Annotated in this window: 20 protein-coding genes; 3 read left to right on the top strand and 17 right to left on the bottom strand. The window is 35.1% G+C overall.

Annotated elements, in window-relative coordinates:
• Positions 1-97: 97 nt before the first annotated feature.
• The 9 genes from EL260_RS10535 to EL260_RS10495 all read right to left on the bottom strand — a co-directional run bounded on the left by EL260_RS10535 (position 98) and on the right by EL260_RS10495 (position 10,382).
• Positions 98-592, bottom strand: a complete 495-nt coding sequence (locus tag EL260_RS10535; RefSeq protein WP_123860234.1) for a hypothetical protein — start codon at positions 590-592, stop codon at positions 98-100.
• Positions 593-720: 128 nt separating this feature from the next.
• Entirely contained in the window at positions 721-1,557 is an 837-nt protein-coding gene (locus tag EL260_RS10530; protein WP_123860233.1) for a hypothetical protein, read from the bottom strand.
• 68 nt (positions 1,558-1,625) lie between these two features.
• Positions 1,626-2,420 carry a hypothetical protein gene (locus tag EL260_RS10525; RefSeq protein ID WP_123860232.1) on the bottom strand — a complete coding sequence of 265 codons (795 nt, stop codon included), beginning with the start codon at positions 2,418-2,420 and terminating at the stop codon, positions 1,626-1,628.
• Positions 2,421-2,568: 148 nt separating this feature from the next.
• Positions 2,569-3,108, bottom strand: a complete 540-nt coding sequence (locus tag EL260_RS10520; protein WP_123860231.1) for a hypothetical protein — start codon at positions 3,106-3,108, stop codon at positions 2,569-2,571.
• A gap of 564 nt (positions 3,109-3,672) precedes the next feature.
• Positions 3,673-4,512, bottom strand: coding sequence for a carboxylesterase family protein (locus EL260_RS10515; protein ID WP_123860230.1), 840 nt, complete (start codon positions 4,510-4,512; stop codon positions 3,673-3,675).
• Between the two features lie 177 nt (positions 4,513-4,689).
• Positions 4,690-7,872 (bottom strand): carbamoyl-phosphate synthase large subunit, encoded by a 3,183-nt coding sequence (carB, locus tag EL260_RS10510; RefSeq protein ID WP_123860229.1) that lies wholly within the window; start codon positions 7,870-7,872, stop codon positions 4,690-4,692.
• Positions 7,873-7,931: 59 nt separating this feature from the next.
• Entirely contained in the window at positions 7,932-8,285 is a 354-nt protein-coding gene (locus EL260_RS10505; protein WP_123860228.1) for a four helix bundle protein, read from the bottom strand.
• 37 nt (positions 8,286-8,322) lie between these two features.
• Positions 8,323-9,399 (bottom strand): carbamoyl phosphate synthase small subunit, encoded by a 1,077-nt coding sequence (locus EL260_RS10500; protein WP_123860227.1) that lies wholly within the window; start codon positions 9,397-9,399, stop codon positions 8,323-8,325.
• Between the two features lie 92 nt (positions 9,400-9,491).
• The gene (locus EL260_RS10495) at positions 9,492-10,382 is read right to left on the bottom strand and encodes an aspartate carbamoyltransferase catalytic subunit (RefSeq protein WP_123860226.1); all 891 of its coding nucleotides are present in this window, start codon (positions 10,380-10,382) and stop codon (positions 9,492-9,494) included.
• A gap of 239 nt (positions 10,383-10,621) precedes the next feature.
• Between EL260_RS10495 and EL260_RS10490 the strand changes: the two genes are divergently transcribed.
• Complete coding sequence (locus tag EL260_RS10490; RefSeq protein ID WP_123860225.1) at positions 10,622-11,083, top strand: Lrp/AsnC family transcriptional regulator; 462 nt, start codon at positions 10,622-10,624, stop codon at positions 11,081-11,083.
• Between the two features lie 205 nt (positions 11,084-11,288).
• On the opposite strand, the gene argH is transcribed toward EL260_RS10490, so the two are convergent.
• The 8 genes from argH to EL260_RS10450 form a co-directional block, all read right to left on the bottom strand.
• A complete protein-coding gene (gene argH / locus EL260_RS10485) occupies positions 11,289-12,593 on the bottom strand; it encodes an argininosuccinate lyase (protein ID WP_123860224.1) in 1,305 nt (434 codons plus the stop codon).
• A 296-nt stretch (positions 12,594-12,889) separates the two neighbouring features.
• On the bottom strand, positions 12,890-13,972 hold the full coding sequence (locus EL260_RS10480) for a M20 family metallo-hydrolase (protein WP_123860223.1): 1,083 nt from the start codon (positions 13,970-13,972) through the stop codon (positions 12,890-12,892).
• A complete protein-coding gene (gene argB, locus EL260_RS10475; RefSeq protein ID WP_123860222.1) occupies positions 13,947-14,741 on the bottom strand; it encodes an acetylglutamate kinase in 795 nt (264 codons plus the stop codon). The genes EL260_RS10480 and argB overlap by 26 nt, the downstream gene beginning before the upstream one ends.
• A 76-nt stretch (positions 14,742-14,817) precedes the next feature.
• Positions 14,818-15,771, bottom strand: a complete 954-nt coding sequence (locus EL260_RS10470) for an N-acetylornithine carbamoyltransferase (protein ID WP_123860221.1) — start codon at positions 15,769-15,771, stop codon at positions 14,818-14,820.
• A gap of 155 nt (positions 15,772-15,926) precedes the next feature.
• A complete protein-coding gene (locus EL260_RS10465) occupies positions 15,927-17,066 on the bottom strand; it encodes an aspartate aminotransferase family protein (RefSeq protein WP_123860220.1) in 1,140 nt (379 codons plus the stop codon).
• A 274-nt stretch (positions 17,067-17,340) separates the two neighbouring features.
• Complete coding sequence (gene argC, locus EL260_RS10460) at positions 17,341-18,306, bottom strand: N-acetyl-gamma-glutamyl-phosphate reductase (RefSeq protein WP_123860219.1); 966 nt, start codon at positions 18,304-18,306, stop codon at positions 17,341-17,343.
• 54 nt (positions 18,307-18,360) lie between these two features.
• On the bottom strand, positions 18,361-19,557 hold the full coding sequence (locus EL260_RS10455; RefSeq protein ID WP_123860694.1) for an argininosuccinate synthase: 1,197 nt from the start codon (positions 19,555-19,557) through the stop codon (positions 18,361-18,363).
• Positions 19,529-20,167, bottom strand: coding sequence for a GNAT family N-acetyltransferase (locus EL260_RS10450; RefSeq protein WP_167469958.1), 639 nt, complete (start codon positions 20,165-20,167; stop codon positions 19,529-19,531). Before EL260_RS10450 ends, EL260_RS10455 begins: the two co-directional genes overlap by 29 nt.
• A gap of 160 nt (positions 20,168-20,327) precedes the next feature.
• On the opposite strand from EL260_RS10450, the gene EL260_RS10445 reads away from it, so the two are divergent.
• Both EL260_RS10445 and EL260_RS10440 read left to right on the top strand, forming a co-directional pair.
• Positions 20,328-20,744, top strand: coding sequence for an IS1/IS1595 family N-terminal zinc-binding domain-containing protein (locus EL260_RS10445; RefSeq protein WP_123860218.1), 417 nt, complete (start codon positions 20,328-20,330; stop codon positions 20,742-20,744).
• A 160-nt stretch (positions 20,745-20,904) separates the two neighbouring features.
• Entirely contained in the window at positions 20,905-22,284 is a 1,380-nt protein-coding gene (locus tag EL260_RS10440) for a porin (protein ID WP_123860217.1), read from the top strand.
• Positions 22,285-22,326 lie beyond the last annotated feature (42 nt).

Raw genomic sequence — 22,326 nt, 5'->3', positions numbered from 1 at the left:
AAAAATCACAAACCCTTTATTTCAATAACACATGAAATTTCAGCGCTACATTTTATATTAATATTTTACATTTTTTAATACATATGGTTTCAATTCTTTAGACAACAACCATCATAGACATATAATAATTGGCACAGTGTAATGAAGTAAGTAACAGAATGTTATTATTAGGATAATTTTCAAACTCGTCAGAAGTATTTATCTGATACTCATAGTTCAGCAAATTCCATTTAAAATGAGGTTTCATTACTAACAGTTCTGTTCCTATTTTATCGGTAAGCACAAATGAATCTTTAAAAATCCCTCGATGTTTAAATACAAAACTTTCTTTTACTCCATCAAAATAGGTCTGTACTATGATTTCACCATTCCAGTTCATTCTGAACTTTAAAAGAACCTTTTCATTATCTTTCAATTCAATCGTTGTTCCCCAAAATCCTCTAGGCTCAATCTGATAACTTTGATGATCCTCCAACTCAATTACAGCATTAAAATTAAACCAACTTCTATAGGTAATTTTCCCTGTCAATTTATCATTATTTATGAGTTCAAAAGATAAAGAATCGTTAGATTTTGCGTAATATTCTGCCATGGCTGTTTTATAGTTTGGTGAAATTTGTTCAATTTATAATAAAGATTGAATAATTTATTTATGATCCCCTAATTTACAACCTCTTACATAAATCAGCAAAAAAAAATTCAATAGGTTTACCTGTACAATTAATTCTTCCCAAACCAGTATTCCCATTTTTCAGTATCCATTCCAAATTTACCTTGCCACCAACGGGTAAGATACCCCACATCATCATTCCTAATCGGTCTATGCACTCTTACCGGATAAGTAATATATTGGTCTGCATACCCCAAATGTTCATCATCGTGCAAAACACCAATAACTCCCAAAATTTCCAACACAGCTACTCTTTCCCCGTCATTTGATTTGAATGTTTTGGAAATTCGTTTTTTAAGTTGAGAAACTCTATCGCCAGGTTCTGAAGTTTCAATAATCGTTTTCAATTCTTTTAGTATCTTGTCATCATTCTCACAAGGCTTCACTAGAGGGAGTTTTGGAAATTGTTCCAGATCAAATAAGATTTGGATTAAATTATCAAAACAAGAACCATCTTTATATTTAAAATAATTAATCGTATTAAATTCAATCGGTTCCTCAAATTCATATGCATGAATTCCACAGACCGCACAGGTTCTTTCATTAGGAGTTGGACTGGGGACAAAACTATGCTCTGCTAATGATTTTGCAATACAATAGCTTGATAAAAAGGAACGATATTCTAATTTTCTTGTACTTAAACTGTAAAGAAAAGCGTTTATTATATCCTGTTTTTCAATCTTAGCAACAGCTATTTTAATTCTTCTGCAAATTTCATCATGACTGATATTTTCTTGTTCATACATTGCAGAATGCTTCTTTGCATATTCAAAATCTTCTTGGGTAATATACTGCATATAATTGTCCCAGTAAAACCAATCGCTTAAGCTTTCATCCTGCGAGGTTTTTATGGTTTTAAGTAAAATCTTTACAGCTTTTTCATCCATTTATTATCAATAATAGTTTATATTTTTTTGTTCTTCTTAGAAGCAGAACATCATTAGGATACTATTGATCATTTTGTCTTCAGATATATTCCTTCAATCGTGGCATTTAATCCGAATTGTCCGCTGCATACTCCCTGAGTATACTGAACGACCGCGAATCCTTTGTAAAACCTGACTCTAAATTCACAATCATCGGCATCTGCCAGTTTGTAGGTAAAATTGGTTGTTTTCAGACTGATGGTGTCATCGTTTATTTGTGCAAGATTTCTTGCCGGTTCTCCGGTAACGGATGTTATTCCAAAAACAGCTTTTGAATCTGGTAATCTCTTAATTTCCAAATCTCCCTGATATCCTGCTTCACTGTATTGATAATGATAACGCCCGAACAGATCTTCAACGTTTGTTTCTATTCTTTTTGAAACAAGAGCAGTATCCTTCTTCATAAGGCTAAGGGTAAGCTCCTTTCTTGTTTTTGGTGAAAACCAACTTCCTTTGAAACCACTTTCCGTTGGCTTTCCGGTAATGACACCAGTTATATTTCCCGATTTTTCAAATTCTAAAATCCTATAATTATGATCGTTGTCAATGGTTCCTACAAGTGTTATTGGTAATTTGCTTTTAGTATTCAGATAGGTAATTTCACCAACAATTACATTTCCATCAATCTGGTAATGCATAAACACAGGAGTTTTCCCATCCAAAAATCCTTTCCAGGATATTTCTTTCTCTCCCTGACTTTTTTCTGATGCCATAGTGACTGATTCTTTAGGAATCACAGGATTGGAAGTCTTCTCTTTTTGCTCAGACTTATTACAGGAAACAATTGTCAATAACGGAATATAAACTAAATATTTGTATTTCATTTTGGGCGTATTTAAATTGACTTTCAAAACTATGATTCAATTTCTGAAGTTTTCGATAATAAAACAATTCCAATTTATAAACCTAACAGGTTTTTTGAAACCTGTTAGGTTTAGCTCTATTATCTATTTATAACTAGAATATTAATTACTAATCATAGTGTCCAACATTCTTTTGAACAGATTTGATTTGATTATTTTCAAATATAATTAAATAATGTCCTCCCGTTGTCATAGAATATTCAGCAAAAGGATTTGCTAAAACATCTGCCCTAAGTGAATCGTTTCTGATTTCCGAAAAATAAATATATTGTAATGGTCCGTGAAAGTCTTTTAACTCCTCAAGCTTTACTACTCTATATTTCTTATCTTTTCTCCAATTCGGTTGGGTATATTTTTCAGATAACTTCTTAATTATTTCGTTTGAAAATGAATTTTCATTCTTAAAATTCTCACTTCCATATATTGAATAATTTTTAATCTTATAGAATTTCGGAATTATTTTCACTCCGGAAGCATCTGAATTATATTCTTTGAGAAAAGGTTTATCTAAATTAAACTTATTAGCAATCGAATTATAGGCTAATTTATACTTTTTGAATTCAGTATTACTCTCATAATTAGCTTTGGCTATGCAAGAATATAAAAGAATCCAATTAAATAATAAAAAAACATATTTTACATTTCTCATTCAATCCATTTTTTTATTATTTAATTTTATAAACATAATCTTTACTAATAAACTTCGTTTTATTTTTCAATTCTGAGGGATTGAATATTTTTCCGGCAATCTGATAATGCATAAACACAGGAGTTTTTCTATTCAAAAATCCTTTCCAGGATATTTCTTCCCTCCTTTATTTTTACTAATGCCAAAGTAACGGATGCTTTTATTGTTACAGAATTAGAAACCTCAACTTTTTGGCTAGACTTATTACAAGAAATAACCGTCAATAATAGAATATACACTAAAATTTGTATTTCATTTTGGATGTATTTAAATTGACTTTCAAAACTATGCATTATTTCAATTCAATTTCTGAAGTTTTCGATAATAAAACAATTCCAATTTATAAACCTAACAGGTTTTTGATACCTGTAAGGTTTATTTTCAACATTCATAACACTCTAATTTATAAATAATTAGATAAAAATAACTCTGTTTATATCCCCAGTAAAAAAATCTATAAGAAAACCTACAGGTCTTGTATTTTTTGAAATTACCCTGTTCTTATTTTAAGTTGATTAACACATTTTATCTGCTTTTTTCAAACAACCATTTGGGTATTTCTTCAGTTAATAAGAAAGGAATAGTAATATTATTGTGATTGAGGTTAGTAAAAGTAGTGAAAATTAAATTTGGGTTTGAAGGCAAATTATTAAATAACTCAGCACTTCCTGAATATGGATTTTCCTTATCCATTTCTCCATGAATCAGCCACATATTCTTTTTATTTATTTTTTTAAGATTTGAAAAATCAGGAACAGCTGCCACAGATACTAAAGCCGCAAATTGCCTGGGTTCCAAACTCATTAAGTTTTGTGCGGTTGAAGCTCCCATAGAATAGCCTATAAGATAAATCCTGTTTTTATCAATATCCGGATATTCTTTCTCAACATTTTTAATCAGCTCCAGAACTTCAATAGCTTCATCTGATGGTTTTGCAATCTGAATATTGCCCAAAGTATTTCCATAATTGGAGGAACGTCTGCTAAATTGAGGAGCTATTACATAACAAGGATATTTACTGGAGATCTCATCCCTTAACCAGATTTTAGCCAATGGTTCCAGTTGATTTTCATTATCATTCCCTATCCGGGTTGAATTATGAAAAGTAATCACTAACGGATATTTTTTCCCGATAGTATTATTTTTTGGTTGTAGAAGTCTGTAAGGAATTGTTATCTTATCTTTCAAGAATATCTTTTTCTGAAAAGATTCAGTATTCAAACTATTTACAACCTTTCGATTGTTAAGGAAAGTTAGGCTATCAACTTTATCATCTCTAAATTCTTTTTTTTGCCCGAAACTTAAGGTTGTTGTTGCAATCAGGGAGAGAGTAATTAAGAGAAGCTGCGAAATTTGTTTTTGCATGATGTATTTTAAATGATTTAAACTGGCTTTTAATTTAGGTCAAATTTCTTAAAAAATTTAAGCTTATAATTCCAATTGATTTAAGAGTGTTTTACTAAAATTTGAAACCTTGTAGATCTGATAATAAAAAGCCCTGCAAAATAACTTACAGGGCTAATAGTATTTATTTTTTCGAAATTACATCGTCTCCATTTTGAAGCTCATGCTTTCGATTACTTTTAGAATGGCTTCTACTGTATCCATTGAAGTTAAACAAGGAACTCCGTTTTCCACACTCATTCTTCTGATCTGGAATCCGTCTCTTTCTGCTTGTTTTCCTTTTGTAGTTGTGTTGACTACATACTGAACTTTTCCTTTCTGGATCAGATCGATCAGATTTACGCTTTCTTCTCCTATTTTGTATCCTATTTTGCAAGGAATTCCTTTTTCTTCGAAGAATTTAGCCGTTCCTTCCGTAGCCCAGATTCTGAAACCTACTTCATGGAATCTTGCCGCTAAATCTGCCGCTTCTTCTTTGTGCTTATCAGCTACTGTAAATAAGATAGAACCGTGCATAGGAACTTTTCTTCCTGCTGCCACTAATCCTTTGTAAAGGGCTTTCTCTAAAGTAGTATCTTTCCCCATAACTTCTCCTGTAGACTTCATTTCAGGGCCCAAAGAGATATCAACCTTTGTGAGTTTCGAGAAAGAGAATACCGGTACTTTTACAAAGACTCCTTCTTTATTCGGAACCAACCCGTTTTTGTAACCAAGATCTGCTAATTTCTGTCCTAAGATCGCTTTCGTTGCAAGGTTAGCCATTGGAACCTCAGTGATTTTAGATAAGAAAGGCACTGTTCTTGAAGAACGTGGATTTACCTCGATTACATATACATTTCCTTCGAAAAGAACGTACTGGATATTCATTAATCCAATCACTTTCAATCCTTTTGCCAGTCTTTGGGTATAATCTACTAAAGTATCGATTTCACTCTGAGAAATATTCTGTGGCGGATATACTGCGATAGAGTCTCCGGAGTGAACTCCTGCTCTTTCGATGTGCTCCATGATCCCTGGAATTACCACTGTTTCACCGTCGCAAATTGCATCTACTTCAATCTCTTTTCCTACCATGTATTTGTCTACCAAAACAGGGTGTTCAGGACTTGCATCTACAGCAAACTCCATATAATGAGCCAATTCTGCTTCTGCGTATACAATTTCCATTGCTCTTCCTCCAAGAACATAACTTGGACGCACCAATACCGGGTAACCGATTTCGTTAGCAATTTTGATCGCTTCTTCTTTTGAAGTGGAAGTTCTTCCTTTTGGCTGAGGAATTCCCATCTCCTGAAGTGCTTTTTCAAATTTATCTCTGTTTTCAGCTCTGTCAAGATCTTCTAATGAAGTCCCTAAGATCTGTACTCCGTGAGAAGCTAATTTATCTGCAAGGTTAATCGCTGTCTGTCCTCCAAACTGAACCACTACTCCTTTAGGTTTTTCAAGCTCGATGATGTTCATTACATCTTCTTCGGTAAGAGGCTCAAAGTATAATTTATCTGAGATCGAGAAGTCTGTAGAAACTGTTTCAGGGTTATTGTTGATGATAATTGCTTCGTAACCCATTTCTTTAATTGCCCAAACTGAGTGTACCGTTGCGTAATCGAATTCAACTCCCTGTCCGATTCTGATAGGTCCTGAGCCTAGAACGATGATCTTTTCTTTATCAGAAACTACACTTTCATTTTCTTCTTCGTAAGTTCCGTAGAAATATGGTGTTTCACTTTCAAACTCAGCAGCGCAAGTGTCTACCATTTTGTACACCGGCATTACTCCATTTTCCTTTCTGAAGTTGAAAATCTCACGCTCTTTTACATCCCAAAGAACTGCAATATTGATATCTGCAAAACCTAATCTCTTAGCTTCAATTAATGTTTCTTTATCAAATTTATTTTCAGCGATTACTTTTTCAAAATCAACCAGTTTTTTAAGCTTCCAGATGAAGAATTTATCGATTTTACTCCATTCTACAATTTGTTCCCAGTCGTATCCTCTTCTTAAAGCATCTCCAATGATGAATAATCTCTCATCATCACACACTCTGATTCTTCTTTCGATCTCTTCAGCAGTAAGTGCCTGAGCTTGCTTAGTTTTTAATCCTAAATGTTTGATTCCTGTTTCTAGTGAACGGATCGCTTTCTGTAAAGACTCCTCAAGGGTCCTTCCGATCGCCATTACTTCTCCCGTTGCTTTCATCTGAGTAGAAAGTCTTCTGTCTGCTGTTTCGAATTTATCGAATGGGAATCTTGGGAATTTTGTTACTACATAGTCAAGAGCAGGCTCGAAACATGCGTATGTTTTTCCTGTTACCGGGTTCATGATTTTATCCAGTGTTAATCCTACTGCAATTTTCGCAGCGATTTTTGCAATCGGATATCCTGTAGCTTTACTTGCTAAAGCTGATGAACGGGATACTCTAGGGTTTACCTCGATGATATAGTATTCGAATGAATGTGGATCTAATGCTAACTGTACGTTACATCCGCCTTCAATTCCTAAAGCTCTGATGATTTTTAGTGAAGCATTTCTCAGTAACTGATATTCTCTGTCTGAAAGGGTCTGAGAAGGTGCTACTACAATAGAGTCTCCTGTGTGAACTCCTACCGGATCAATATTTTCCATGTTACAAACCACAATCGCATTGTCATTTGCATCACGCATTACTTCGTACTCAATTTCTTTGAAACCTGCAATTGATTTCTCAATAAGACACTGTGTAACCGGGCTGTGTTTTAGTCCTAGTTCAGCAATTTCTTTTAATTCTGCTTCAGTGGAAGCGATACCTCCACCTGTTCCACCCATTGTAAAGGCAGGACGAACAATTACAGGATATCCGATTGCATCTGCGAAAGCTAATGCTCCTTCTACCGTGTTTACGATATCAGATTCCGGAACAGGCTCATTCAATTCTCTCATCAACTCACGGAAAAGGTCTCTGTCTTCTGCTCTGTTGATCGCAGAAAGCTTAGTTCCCAATACTTCGACTTTGCATTCTTCAAGAATTCCCGATTTTTCAAGCTCTACCGCCATGTTAAGACCCGTTTGACCTCCAAGCGTTGGTAGTAATGCATCAGGACGTTCTTTTCTGATGATATGACTTACAAACTGTAATGAAATCGGCTCGATATATACTTTATCAGCGATTTCTACATCTGTCATGATCGTTGCAGGGTTTGAGTTAATCAAAATTACCTTGTAGCCTTCTTCTTTCAAAGACAGACAAGCCTGCGTTCCTGCGTAATCAAATTCAGCTGCCTGTCCGATGATGATAGGTCCTGAACCGATTACTAAAATTGTTTTTATATCTGTACGTTTTGCCATTTTTCTTTTTTTAGATACAAGATGTTAGATGTCAGATTTCAGACTTCCAACAGGATGTTTTACTTTTTTAAATTAGATTTGAATGTATAAATCATTCTTTGAATTTCATTCAGATTCGATATTAAACTATCAACTTTTTCTGCATCAAGTAATTTTAATTCTCTAGTCAAAATTAATTGGGTCTGCAACTCAAAAGAGGAAGCATTTGCAATTCCAAGAAAGTGATAAAATTCTTTATCATTATTTCTTCCTGCCCCTTCTGCTATATTTGAAGGAATAGAGATTACAGATCTTTTAATTTGAGAAATCAAACCAAACTTTTCATCTTTAGGTAATTCTACACAAATGATATAAACCTGTTTTGCAAGTTCAATTGATTTCTGCCAAAAAACTAGTTTTTCAAAATTATGCATGATAAAGTCTGTTATCTGATGTCTAATATCTGAAGTCTTATTTATTTTTAAAGTCTTCCATTAATTGGATAAACTCATCAAACAGGTAGTTTGCATCCTCCGGACCAGGGCTTGCTTCAGGGTGATACTGAACGGAGAAACAAGGGTGGATTTTGTGTTTTAATCCTTCGTTGGTTCTATCGTTTAGTGCGATGTGCGTTTCGATAAGGTCTGTACCTTTTAAACTTTCCTGATCTACTGCATATCCATGATTCTGAGAAGTGATTGCTACAGTATTTTTCGCTAAATCCAACACAGGGTGATTTCCTCCTCTGTGTCCGAACTTCAGTTTGAATGTTTTAGCTCCACAAGCAAGACCAATTAACTGGTGTCCTAAACAGATTCCGAAGATTGGAACTTTTCCTAATAATCCGCGGATCATGTCTAATGCGTGTGGTACATCTTCCGGGTCACCAGGACCGTTGGAAAGCATAATTCCATCTGGATTCATCAATAAAATATCTTCTGCTGTTGTATCCTGAGAAACCACAATGATATCACAGTTTCTTTGAGATAGTTCTCTGATAATTCCCAGTTTAGCACCAAAATCCACTAATACTACTTTAAAACCTCTGTTAGGATTAGCATAAGGTGTTTTGGTAGAAACTTCTTCTACCTGATTGATTGGGAAAGTCGTGGTTTTCAGTTCTGCTGCTGTTGCTGCTTCATCTGCATCGGCATTCACAATTTTTCCTTTCACTACTCCAGAGTTACGAAGAATTCTTGTCAGTCTTCTTGTATCAATTCCTGAAATTCCTGAAAGGTTTTTCTTCTTAAATAATTCATCTAAAGTAATCTGAGTACGGAAGTTGGAAGGCAGATCGCAAAGTTCTTTTACGATAAGTCCTTTAATTGCCGGCTCAATACTCTCATAATCATCACGGTTAATACCATAATTCCCGATAAGCGGATAGGTCATACAAACTATCTGACCGCAGTATGATGGGTCAGAGATCAATTCCTGATACCCTGTCATTCCGGTATTGAAAACTACTTCTCCTGCAGTTTCCAATTCTGCTCCGAAACCTTCTCCATGAAACACTTCACCGGACTCCAGTATTAATTTTTTCTTCATTTTTTCTATTTAGATTTTCTTTTATTTTTTTTGTACAATGTATTCACGTATTAATGTATTTATGAATACTTTTTACTTTTATCTTAGTTCTTTTATTTAAAGGTAAATCCTTTTTCTTCCAGTGCATCTTTTAAGATGGCCATTCTGGCGAAAACTCCGTTTTCCATTTGTCGGAAGACTCTTGAACGTTCACATTCTACAAGGTCTGAATCTATTTCTACACCTCTGTTGATAGGTGCCGGGTGCATAATGATTGCTTCTTTTTTCATGGCTTGCTCTCTTTCTTTAGTCAGACCATATTTTCTATGATAATCTGAAGCTGTAAAGCTCATGGCATCATCATGTCTCTCATGCTGGATTCTTAATAACATCAGAACATCTACTTCAGCGATAAGCTCATCTACTGAAAGGTAGGTTCCGTTGATTAAAGCTCCTTCGTCAAACCATTGTTCAGGGCCTGAGAAATATACTTTAGCGCCTAATCTTCTTAATGCTTCAGCATTTGAATTGGCAACGCGACTGTGTTTTACATCACCTACAATCCCTACTTTTAATCCTTCAAATTTTCCGAATTCCTGATAGATAGTCATCAGATCCAGCATACATTGTGAAGGGTGGTTTCCTGTTCCGTCTCCACCATTGATTACAGGGATCTTAATATTTTTCAGTTCTTCAAAGTATCTGTCTTTCTTATCTCGGATCACTACAAGATTTACTCCAAGGCTTTCAATGGTCTTTACTGTATCATAAAGACTCTCACCTTTATTTACAGAACTGTGTGAAGCATCAAAAGGAACAACCTGTAATCCTAATTTTCTTTCTGCAATATCAAAGCTTGTCTTTGTTCTTGTGCTGTCTTCGAAGAAAAGATTGGAACAAAAAACTTCGCCTTCAATTTTAGCAGTTTTTCCATTTCTGAAAGCCATCGCTTCTATCAGTATACTGTTGATTTTCTCGGTACTTAGTTCTGTAATCGTAAACATAATCTTAATTTTTAAGCATAAAAAAAGCGAAGACAACAATCTTCGCTAATAACAATAAATATCGTAAAGGGCGCTTTCGCCCGGTAAATCTAATGATATAAATGCTTTTTTATTCATTAGGTGCAAAGATACAACAATTTTATGAACCTACAAAAATTAAGTTTAAAATAAATTAAAAACTTCAGTACTTCTTATTCTCATTTAAAATTAATATTTTTGTTACAACACAACATTATTCTATGGATTTAAAAGACAAAATGATTCTCAGCATTATACAGGAAGACTCTACTTTATCAGTGAAAGAAATTTCAGAAAAGATAGGTCTTACCTTTACTCCGACGTATGAAAGAATCAAACAATTGGAGAAGCAGGGCATCATTCAAAAGTATGTAGGGCTTTTAAACCGTGAAAAGCTGGGCTTGAATATTGTAGTCTACTGTAATGTACGTCTTAAAGAGCAATCCAAGAAGGTATTGGAAACCTTTGAGAAGCACATCGGAAAATATGATGAAGTACAAGAAATCATCAGTCTTTCCGGAGAGTATGACTATATGCTAAAAATTATTGCCAAAGACATCAACTCGTATAATGAGTTTGCAGTCAATGTGATTTCTAACATTCCTAATATCGGACAGTACCACAGCTCCATCGTACTTCATGAGGTGAAAAAATCTACTAAATTCAAAATTGAACTTGAATAGTTCTTTTACTTTTAAGCCTTAAGAAGCTTTATGTGATTTCATCACAATCATCAATTTCAAAGATCAAAATAAAATCCAACCATTAAGACAGCTTAAGCAATTAAGATTTAAGGATTTCACAACGATAAAACATAAGGCGATTCTAAAGTAATTTTTAGATTTTTTATGTCAACTCAAGCCTTTATATATCTTAATGGTTCAGATTTTAACCTAATAATTTATTCTTCAGTTTATTAAACTGGTATTCTATTTTATCCAGGCATAGATTTCCTATACTTCCCTGGTGAGTATGATCTAAACTTCCCGGTTCAAATTCAAACTCATTGTTTTCAATCTCCTGCCCTACTTTTACATAAGCATCACGGAAAGAACTTCCTTTTTTCACTTCTTCATTGATCTTCTCTACACTGAACAGATATTTATATTTTTCGTCCTCGAGAATTCCGTCTTTTACCTGGATATTGGGTAAGGTATAACTTAAGATCTCAAGGCATTCCTTTAATGAATCAATAGCCGGGAATAAAATTTCCTTAGTCAACTGTACATCTCTGTGGTATCCTGATGGCAGATTATTTGTCAACAGGATCAATTCATTAGGCAACGCCTGAATTCTGTTGCATCGTGCACGAACCAATTCGAAAATATCCGGATTCTTTTTATGTGGCATAATGCTGCTTCCTGTTGTAAATTCTTTTGGAAAGCTTATAAAATCAAAGTTTTGATTCAGATACAGACATACATCATATGCAAATTTTCCTAAAGTCCCTGCTAAAGTTGCCATTGCCATTGCCAGCATCTTCTCCGATTTTCCACGAGTCATCTGTGCATACACTGAATTATAGTTCATGGACTGGAATCCCAGATTATAAGTGGTACTTTCACGATTGATCGGGAAAGATGAACCATAACCCGCTGCTGACCCCAGCGGATTCTTATTGATGATGTTTTTTGTTGAAAACAGCATTTCCACATCATCCAAAAGGGCTTCTGCATACGCTCCAAACCACAATCCGAAGGATGAAGGCATCGCAATCTGCAAATGCGTATACCCCGGAAGCAGCACATTTCTATGCTGATCTGCCAATTGAATCAAAATCTGAAAAAACTCATCGGTCAATGCGGTAATTTCACGGATTTCATCTAGTAAGTATAGTTTTATATCTAATAAAACCTGATCATTTCTTGATCTTGCCGTGTGAATTTTCTTTCCTACATCTCCTAATTTTGTGATCAAGATTGCTTCTACCTGAGAATGGATATCCTCAGCTTCTTTATCAATTTCAAAATTGCCATTTTCAATTTGCTGTAAAATATCATTTAATACTACCAGCATCTGCTCGGATTCTTCATGAGAAATAATTCCGGTTTCTGCAAGCATTGTACAATGTGCCATAGAACCTTTAACATCATATTTTGCTAAACGTTCGTCGAAGTCAAGATCTTTTCCTACGGTAAAGTTATTGACTAATATATTGGTGGCCAGGTCATCCTTTTGCCATATTTTTTTCATAAGTATGATTGATTTTTCTAAGACTGCCATCATATAATGATTTCGTAACAGCCCGATTTAAAATATTTGATTGATTTTGACAAGCCCAGCAAGACTATCCTTATTATTAACTATAAAAAAACATTTCCTTACTATATAAAGTCACTTTTTAATGGTATCGTTTGCATAAATCCTTATTAAAACGTAAACTTTATTGCCTGCTGAGCGTAGTCAAAATATATTGTAGATATTCAGGTGTCTGATATCAGACTGTTTATTTTTATCTGATATCTGAGGTTTAGTATCTGATATCTTTTTTATAACACCTTTTCCAAAACCTGAATGTAGATCTCTATCCCTTCCTCTATTTCATTGATATAGATAAATTCATCCGCTGTATGGGAGCGCCTACTATCTCCAGGCCCCATTTTCACAGATGTACACGGAATAATGGCCTGATCTGAAGATGTTGGTGAACCATAGGTTGTTCTTCCTACTTCCAGTCCGGCTTTTACAAACGGGTGATCCATCTCTATTTTTGAAGAATTCAACCTGAAAGACCTTGCCGTAAGTGATGATTTCATTTGAGACTGGATTATTTCAAAGGCTTCCTTGTTGGAATATTCATCCGTTACTCTTACATCCAGTGTGAAATGACAAGACTCCGGTACTACATTATGCTGTACTCCGGCATGAATTCCGGACAGGGTTACTTTCACTTCTCCCAGATAGTCTGAAACCTTCGGAAATTTAAAGTTTAATATTCCCTGAAGATCCGCCATACATTTGATAATGGAATTATCATCATTAGGATGAGCAGCATGAGAAGGAGTTCCCTTCATTTCTCCGTCAATCACCAACAGTCCTTTTTCAGCAATTGCCAGGTTCATCTGCGTGGGTTCTCCTACAATGGCAAGTTCTATGTTAGGTAGCTGTGAAAACAGAGCCTCGATTCCGTCAAAACCTGAAATCTCCTCCTCTGCTGTCAACGCAATCACTAAATTATATTCTAAATCTTCTTTCTCATAAAAATGTAAAAAAACCTGCGCCATAGAAACCAGAGAAGCTCCGGCATCATTACTTCCCAATCCGAACAGCTTACCGTCTTTTTCAATCGGTACAAATGGATCAAGTGTATAAGCTTTATTAGGCTTTACCGTATCATGATGTGTATTTAATAAAACTGAAGGTTTAAAAACATCAAAGTTTTTATTCACCGCCCAGATATTGTTTTTAAAACGCTTCGTCGGGATCTGATGCTTTTTGAAAAAGTTTTCAATCTCTACCGACGTATTGAATTCATCTTTACTGAACGAAGGAATTTCAATCAAATTCTTAAGCAATTCAATAGCATTTTTCAGCAATTCTTCTTTATTATAAACAGATTTCAGTTCCTGCATGATGATTCTCTATATGATTTTTCAGTTCTGTTTCTTTAATCAGAAACACTTTATTTACATTATTCTTTATCGCTCCAAGAGCATTTTCAAGTTTGGGTAAAATCCCCTTGTGAAGTTTTCCTTCTTCTTTTAACGTTGTAAAATCGTCTTCAGAAATACTTTTGATCAAAGATTCCGGGTCATCCACATTTTCCAATACTCCTTGTTTGTCAAAACAGTACAACAGTTCTACTTCATATTTTTCAGACAGAGCCTGAGCAATCACAGAAGCAATAGTGTCTGCATTGGTATTAAAAAGATTCCCTTTTCTATCGTGGGTAATAGCAGAAAAAACAGGAATAAGGTCCAGCTTAATCAATTTTGAAACAAGCTTTCTGTTCACACTTTTCTTATTGACATCCCCTACAAATCCAAAATCTATTTCCGAGTGTTCTCGCTTTTTTGCTTTAATGAGATTTCCATCTGCTCCAGAAAACCCAATAGCATTACATTTCTTCTGCTGTAGTTTTTCAACAATATTTTTATTGATTCCCCCTGCATACACCATTGTTACAATATCCAATGTATCTTTATCCGTAATCCGCCTTCCATTGATCATCTTCTGCTCTATGCCTAGCTTATCAGCCAATGTTGTGGCTAACTTACCTCCGCCATGCACAAGGATTTTCTTTTCTTTAATTTCGGAAAACTGATCTAAAAACTGATCCAGTAATCGTTCATCATCAATGAGCGCTCCGCCTATTTTTATGATGTATATTTTCTGTTTCATTTTTATTTTACATTTAGAATTGATAGGAATCTATTCCTATCTTGGGTTAAATCGTCCCTTTGGGACTCATTGGATGTTATTTTATAGTATCTAATATTTCGCTGAAGACTGCCTGTGCTGAGAAAATACGGTTCTTTGCCTGTTGGTAGATGATGGAATTTTCACCATCCATGACTTCATCGCTTAGTTCTACATTACGACGAACCGGAAGACAATGCATTACTTTTGCCTGATTGGTATTGGCCAGTTTTTCATTGGTAAGCATCCAGCTTTCTTTTACTTCAGGCATTGCAGCATAATCATCAAACGAAGACCAGTTTTTCACATAGATAAAATCCGCATCTTTTAACGCTTCCTCCTGATCGTGAACTACTTTTGTATCTTTTGTAAAAGCCGGATCCAAATCATATCCTTCAGGATTAGTAATTACTAGTTCAACATCCATTTCCTGCATCCATTCTGCAAAGGAATTTCCTACAGCATGAGCAATCGGTTTAATATGCGGTGCCCAGGTTAAAACTACTTTTGGCTTATGGTCTTTTTTCCAGTTTTCTGTAATCGTAATACAATCTGCCAGACTCTGTAAAGGATGACGTGTTGCTGATTCTAAAGAAATAACAGGAACTTTTGCATGTTTTTCGAACTGGCTCAGAATGCTTTCATTTACATCATCTTCTTTGCTCTTCATTCCTGCAAAACAACGTACAGCAATAATGTCACAGTATTGGTTTAAAACCTCAATAGCGTCTTTGATATGTTCTACTGTATCTCCGTTCATCACCGCTCCATCAGCAAATTCAAGATTCCATGCTTCCTGTGCTGCATTTAAGGTTAATACATTTAAACCTAGGTTTTGTGCTGCAATCTGGCTGCTTAAACGGGTTCTTAAGCTTGAATTTAAGAATACAAGACCTATTGTTTTTCCTTTCCCTTTTTCTGTTTCTGAAAGTGGGTTTGCTTTAATTTCTAAAGCTTTTTTTATAATTTCCTGTAAGTTTTCTACATCACTTACAGCTGTGAATTTTTTCATTTTGAATTGATTTTTAAAGATTTTTGCATACACGCTTTTGTCATTCTGAATGAAACGTAATGGAATGAAGAATCTATCATAAACAAGAAAGAGATTCTTCCTTCGTCAGAATGACAAACAATCCACTGATCCCTCTTCACTAATGCTTCAACGTCTTAAATACTTTTCAACACTGTTTTCAAAGCATTAATAAAAAGATCCGTTTCCTCTTTTTTGATATTCAGTGCCGGAAGAATCCTCAACACTGTTTTATCATTAGAGTTTCCGGTGAAAATATGATGATCGAATAATAAGCTTTTCCTTACTTCTGAACAGTCTCTATCGAGTTCTATTCCAATCATCAATCCTTTCCTTCGGATGGATCTAATATGGGGTAAATCTTTAATTTCATTTTCAATATACTCGCCCATTTGCTGAGTATTTTCGATAAGATTTTCATCTTTCATTACATCCAGCACCGCAATTGAAGCTACACAAGCTAAATGATTTCCTCCAAAAGTAGTTCCCAGTAAGCCATTACTAGCCTGGAATTTAGGACTAATCAAAACTCCACCAACCGGAAATCCATTTCCCATTCCTTTAGCTGTGGTAACAATATCTGCTTGAATCCCGAATTCCTGATGAGCAAAGAAGTATCCGCTTCTTCCATATCCTGATTGTACTTCATCTAAAATCAAAACCACATCATATTGATCACATAATTCTTTAATTTTAGATAAAAATTCTGTTGTTGGAATCATAATTCCTCCTACACCCTGAATTCCTTCAATAATGACGGAAGAAATTTCATTTCCGTGTATTGCAAAGGTATCTTCAAGCTGCTCAATGTCATTCCAATCAGATTTAATGAATCGTTCTGAAAAATTCACCGGAGCAACAATCTTTGGGTTATCCGTTACAGAAACTGCCGCGGAAGTTCTCCCGTGAAATGACCCTGAGAAATAAAGCACTTTACTTTTTCCATTGTGAAAAGAAGCCAATTTCAATGCATTCTCATTAGCCTCTGCTCCTGAATTACACAGGAAAAGATTGTAGTCTTCATATCCTGAAAGTTTCCCCAGTTTTTCAGCCAGCTCTACCTGCAATTCATTCTGAACCGAGTTAGAGTAGAAAGAAATCTTTTCCAATTGTTCTTTCAATTTATTTTGGTAGTGCGGATGATTATGACCAATAGAGATTACAGCGTGTCCTCCGTAGAAATCAAGATATTTTTCACCTTTATCGTCCCAAAGGAAAGATCCCTGAGCTTTAACCGGGTTTATGTTGAATAATGGATATACGTTGAATAAATTCATTTTTTTGTTTTTAATTAATTTCTTTTGTCTTGAAACAAAAGAAACAAAAGTTCAAGACCTGGAAACTTCCGCTAAAAATTAGTTCTATTCTCTAAAAATTCTAAAACTTGTGCGAATTCTAAACGAGTTCTTCGATTTTATATACACCTCGCACTTCGAACAGTAGAATTTTCTTAACGTTCACAGAATTAATTTTCTTAACGCTCCATTTTCCTAAGTCGGATTTGATTTTAGTTTTTAAAACTTACGATTGACTTATTTTAATCAATTGAATTTAAAATGCTATCGGTTTCAGATTCAAGCCTGTATTTTCTTCCCAGCCCATCGCAATATTCATATTTTGTACAGCCTGTCCTGAAGCTCCTTTCAACAAATTGTCAATCGCTGAGTGAATAACGGCTACATTTCCACTCTTTTCAATCTGGATCACACAGCGATTGGTATTGACAACCTGCTTTAAATCAATTGCTTTCTCACTTACCGTAACAAACGGTGCCTCTGCATAAAAATCCTGATACAATTGATAAATGTCAGAAAGTCCCAAATCTGTTTTCACTGTAGAACTTGTAAAAATCCCTCTTGCAAAATCCCCTCTCCATGGTACAAAATTCAGGCTGACATTTTTATGATTAAACAAAACTATTTGTTGTAAAATTTCATCTACATGTTGATGAGTCAACGTTTTATAAGCTGAAACATTATCATTTCTCCAGGTAAAATGGGTGGTTGCCTGTAAAGACTGTCCCGCTCCTGTAGATCCGGTAATCCCTGTTGTAAAAACCTCATCCAACACCTCTTTTCCTGCCAATGGTAATAATGCTAACTGAATGGCTGTAGCAAAGCATCCCGGATTGGCTATACTTTTTGAACCCGACAGTTGTTTTTTATTGATTTCCGGTAATCCGTAGATAAAATTTCTGTTTTCAAAATTTCCATCCAAACGGAAGTCATTTCCTAAATCAATGACCAACGTTTCTTCTTTAACCGGATTTTGAGTTAACCAATTCTGACTTTCTTTATGAGGAAGACATAGAAAAAGAATATCCACCTCTTCAGGTTTATCCGTCAGAACCTGTTCACAAACGGTCGTTAAATCCGGGTACAGATCAGAAATTCTTGTTCCCGAATTCGAACGACTATATAAAAAACTCAATGTCACATGGGGATGAAAAGCCAGCAAACGTATTAGCTCGCTTCCTGTATAACCGTTGGCACCAACTATTCCTACTGTTTTCTTCATTTTCAAACTGATAGGACCGCTTCCTATCTTGGGTTAAATCGTTCCTTCGGAACTCTAGTTGATATTTTGGTTAATCTGGTGATATATATTTAAAGAATTACTCACAATCTTTGTATATCCTTTTACATCTTCTCCTGTCCAAGCTCTGTTAGCTTCTCCATAGCTTCCGAATTTATCAGACATTAAATCATGATCGGATTCTATTCCGTTTAAAATAAATCGATATGGATGAAGGGTTACAAATACTTTCCCACTCACTGTTTTCTGGGAATCCGTTAAGAAAGATTCAATATTTCTCATTACCGGATCTAAGAATAGCGCTTCGTGAAGCCAGTTTCCATACCAATCTGATAACTGTGATTTCATCATCTGCTGGTATTTTGAAAGCGTATGTTTTTCTAATAAATGATGTGCTTTGATAATCACTGATGCTGCCGCCGCTTCAAATCCTACTCTTCCTTTAATTCCTACAATGGTATCACCTACATGAATATCACGTCCAATTCCATAAGCAGAAGCCAGTGCTTCTACTTTTTGAATAGCATATACAGAATGATCAAAGCTTTCTCCATTCACAGCTACTACTTCACCATTTTTAAATTCAATCACCAATTCTGAAGGTTGAGTTTCCTCTACCTGAGATGGAAAAGCTTCTTCCGGAAGGTAATTTCTTGATGTCAAAGTTTCTTTCCCTCCTACAGAAGTTCCCCAAAGTCCTTTATTCACTGAATATTGTGCTTTATGGAATTCCATTTCATATCCGTAGCTTTTCAAAAACTCAATTTCTTCTTCACGGGATAAAGCCATATCACGGATAGGCGTAATGATCTCAATATTTGGGCACATCACCTGAAAAATCAGATCAAAACGAACCTGATCGTTCCCAGCTCCTGTACTTCCATGGGCAATAGCATCTGCTTCTACTTCAATGGCATATTTTGCAATTTCCTGCGCCTGAATCGTACGTTCGGCACTTACAGAAAGCGGATATGTGTTATTTTTCAGCACATTTCCGAAAATTAAATACTTCACACAAGAATTGTAATAATCTTCCTGAGCATCTACGCACCTGTACTCTTTTACCCCAAGGTTTAAAGCTTTTCTTTCCAGTTCTTTTTCTTCTTCTTTGGAAAAACCTCCGGTATTTACAGTAACCGCATATACATCATACCCTAGAGTCTCACTAAGATATTTTGCACAGTAGGAAGTATCTAAACCTCCACTAAACGCTAAGATGACTTTCTTGTTCATTGCAATATTTAATTTCTGGTTGCTCATTCACAACACTGTTTACTTTATTATTATCAGGCTGATTGTTTACAGCCTTATCTTTTTTCACATTTTCAGGAACGAAAAGCATTGCTGTACAAAGACAGTTTTTACGTTCCTTTTTCATTAAAATTTCATAATTCACACAGTTCTTACAACCGCTCCAGAACTCCTCATCCTGAGTCAGTTCAGAATAAATAACCGGCTTGTATCCTAAATCACTGTTGATTTTCATTACCGCAAGACCTGTTGTTAATCCGAATACTTTTGCTTCCGGATATTTTTCTCTAGATAACTGGAAAACTTTATGTTTAATCTGAGTAGCTACTCCACCATGCCTGAATTTGGGAGATACAATCAATCCCGAATTAGCCACAAACTTCCCATGTGACCAGGTCTCTATATAACAGAAGCCTACCCACTCACCGTTTTCAGTGGCTACCACAGCATTGCCCTCTGAAATCTTCTTACTCAAATATTCTATGGAACGTTTTGCGATTCCCGTTCCTCTGCGCTGTGCAGAATCATACATTTCCTGCTGTATTTCACTCACATACATTAGATGTTCGCATGAGGAAATTTCTATTTCCATTTATTTATCTAATTTTTTTGGCAAATTTAAAATATATTTTCTTTAGAATGCAAATAAAAAAGATATTTTTTTTGTTTTAAAAAATTATACAGGTAAAATTATCTTTATTCAAAAATGTATATTTGCTAATTTATTATATATTTGCTAAAATAATATAGCTATGGAAAATATATGTCCTAAATGCAAGAGTAACAAAGTAGTTAAAAGCGGAATCGTTAATGAGAAACAAAGGTTTCACTGTAAGAGCTGCAATTATTATTTTACCGTTAAAAAACTGGGAAAACAAATTGATGATTATTATGTCACCAAGGCATTACAGCTATATCTTGAAGGTTTAAGTTATCGTGAAATAGAAAGAATTATAGGGGTTTCCCATGTCACTATCAGCTCATGGATCAAAAAATATAATATTACAAGACCTCCTCATTCTGAATTCCATCCTGTATACAAAATACTGAAACAAAATGAATTAATTGAATATATTGCACAAGAGGAAAATATCAAAAACTCAGGGATTATCATTACTCAGTTTGCTGATAAGTATATGCTGATTAAATGGGAAAGGTTTAAGAAATAGAGAGTGGAATAAAGAAAATAGACTGATAGATAATAGACATTATATTTTGTAATATCCTATATAACTATAGTATTACCACTAATATATATTAAATTTTCGTAAATAAATTATTAATTCCAATTTGGCTTTCACAAAAAACAACGCCAAAAATTGATAATTTATGAAGAAATTACTTACATTCATTGGAGTAGCCTTAATTAGCGGATCTATGTATTCGCAGGGTTCTCCTGATTACGGCAGTGGATTAAAAATAAACCTCAACCCTGAGGGAGACAAATTCATCAGATTTATTTTATGGGATCAGCTGTGGCTAAGAAACAGCGCAATGAATCCCGGAAGCATGGTTGGAAATGAACCCACAGACAACACATGGAACCTGGGAAACAGACGATTACGCGCTTTAACATATGCTCAAATCTCCAAACGATACATGATCCTTCTTCATTTTGGAATCAATAATCAAACTTTCATTAACGGAGGAGCCCCAGGCACCTCAGGAACAGGAGGGTATGGAAACGGAAAGAAAACCCAGATGTTTTTTCATGACGCCTGGAATGAATATGCAGTTATTTTACCTGGAGAAGCAGGAAAATTCAGTTTATCTTTAGGAGCCGGACTTCATTACTACATGGGACTTTCCCGCATGACCATGGCCTCCACTCTTAATTTTCTTACGGTAGATTCTCCGGTATTCTCCTGGCCATTAATTGATAATTCGGATCAGTTTGGAAGACAAATCGGAATGTTCGCCAAGGGGAAATACGGAAAACTAGAGTATCGTTTTAGTTTAAATAAACCTTTTGCTACAGATCTAGCTCCCGCCAATGCAACCGATCCATCAAAAGCTGTAGCTGTAGACAATAATGGAAATCCAAGTTTCTCAAAAGCAGGATATGTGGAATATCAATTTCTTGATGAGGAATCCAACACATTACCTTTCAAAGTAGGGTCTTATTTGGGAACAAAGAAGGTTTTCAATGTAGGAGCCGGGTTTTATCATCAGGCAGACGGCACCAGAACTTCCGTAAATTCAAATGTTGAAAAACACGACATTACTCTTTTCGCAGTAGATGCTTTCGCAGATATTCCTTTAGGAGAAGCAAAAAACAAAATGGCCGTTTCAGCTTACGCAGGATATTATAATTACAATTTCGGCCCAAACTATGTAAGAAATCTGGGAACAATGAATATTGCAGCAACAGATCCTAATTTCATTGGCAACAAAGCCATCGCAGGGCCAGGAAATCTACAACCCACCATCGGAACAGGCAATATTATCTACGCACAGGCTGGTTTACTGTTACCAAGTCAGGCAGAAAAGCCAAAGATCAGAATACAACCTTTTGCGGCTTATACTCATAAAAACTTTGAAGCTTTTGATAAATCATCTTCTCAGTTTGATGTTGGAGCCAATTGGTTTATTGATGGACATCATGCAAAAATCACTACCCAATACTCCACAAGACCGGTTTACACAAGTCCTTCTGAAAGCCCATCTTCAAAAGGAGAATTCATTGTACAATTCCAGATCTATTTATAATCTAAACATATTAAGGTAATAAAAACCGTAAGATGAGTTAAG

It is taken from the genome of Chryseobacterium nakagawai (assembly GCF_900637665.1).
In the GTDB taxonomy this organism is placed as follows: Bacteria; Bacteroidota; Bacteroidia; order Flavobacteriales; family Weeksellaceae; genus Chryseobacterium; species Chryseobacterium nakagawai.
This window is presented reverse-complemented; position numbering and strand designations above follow the sequence as displayed.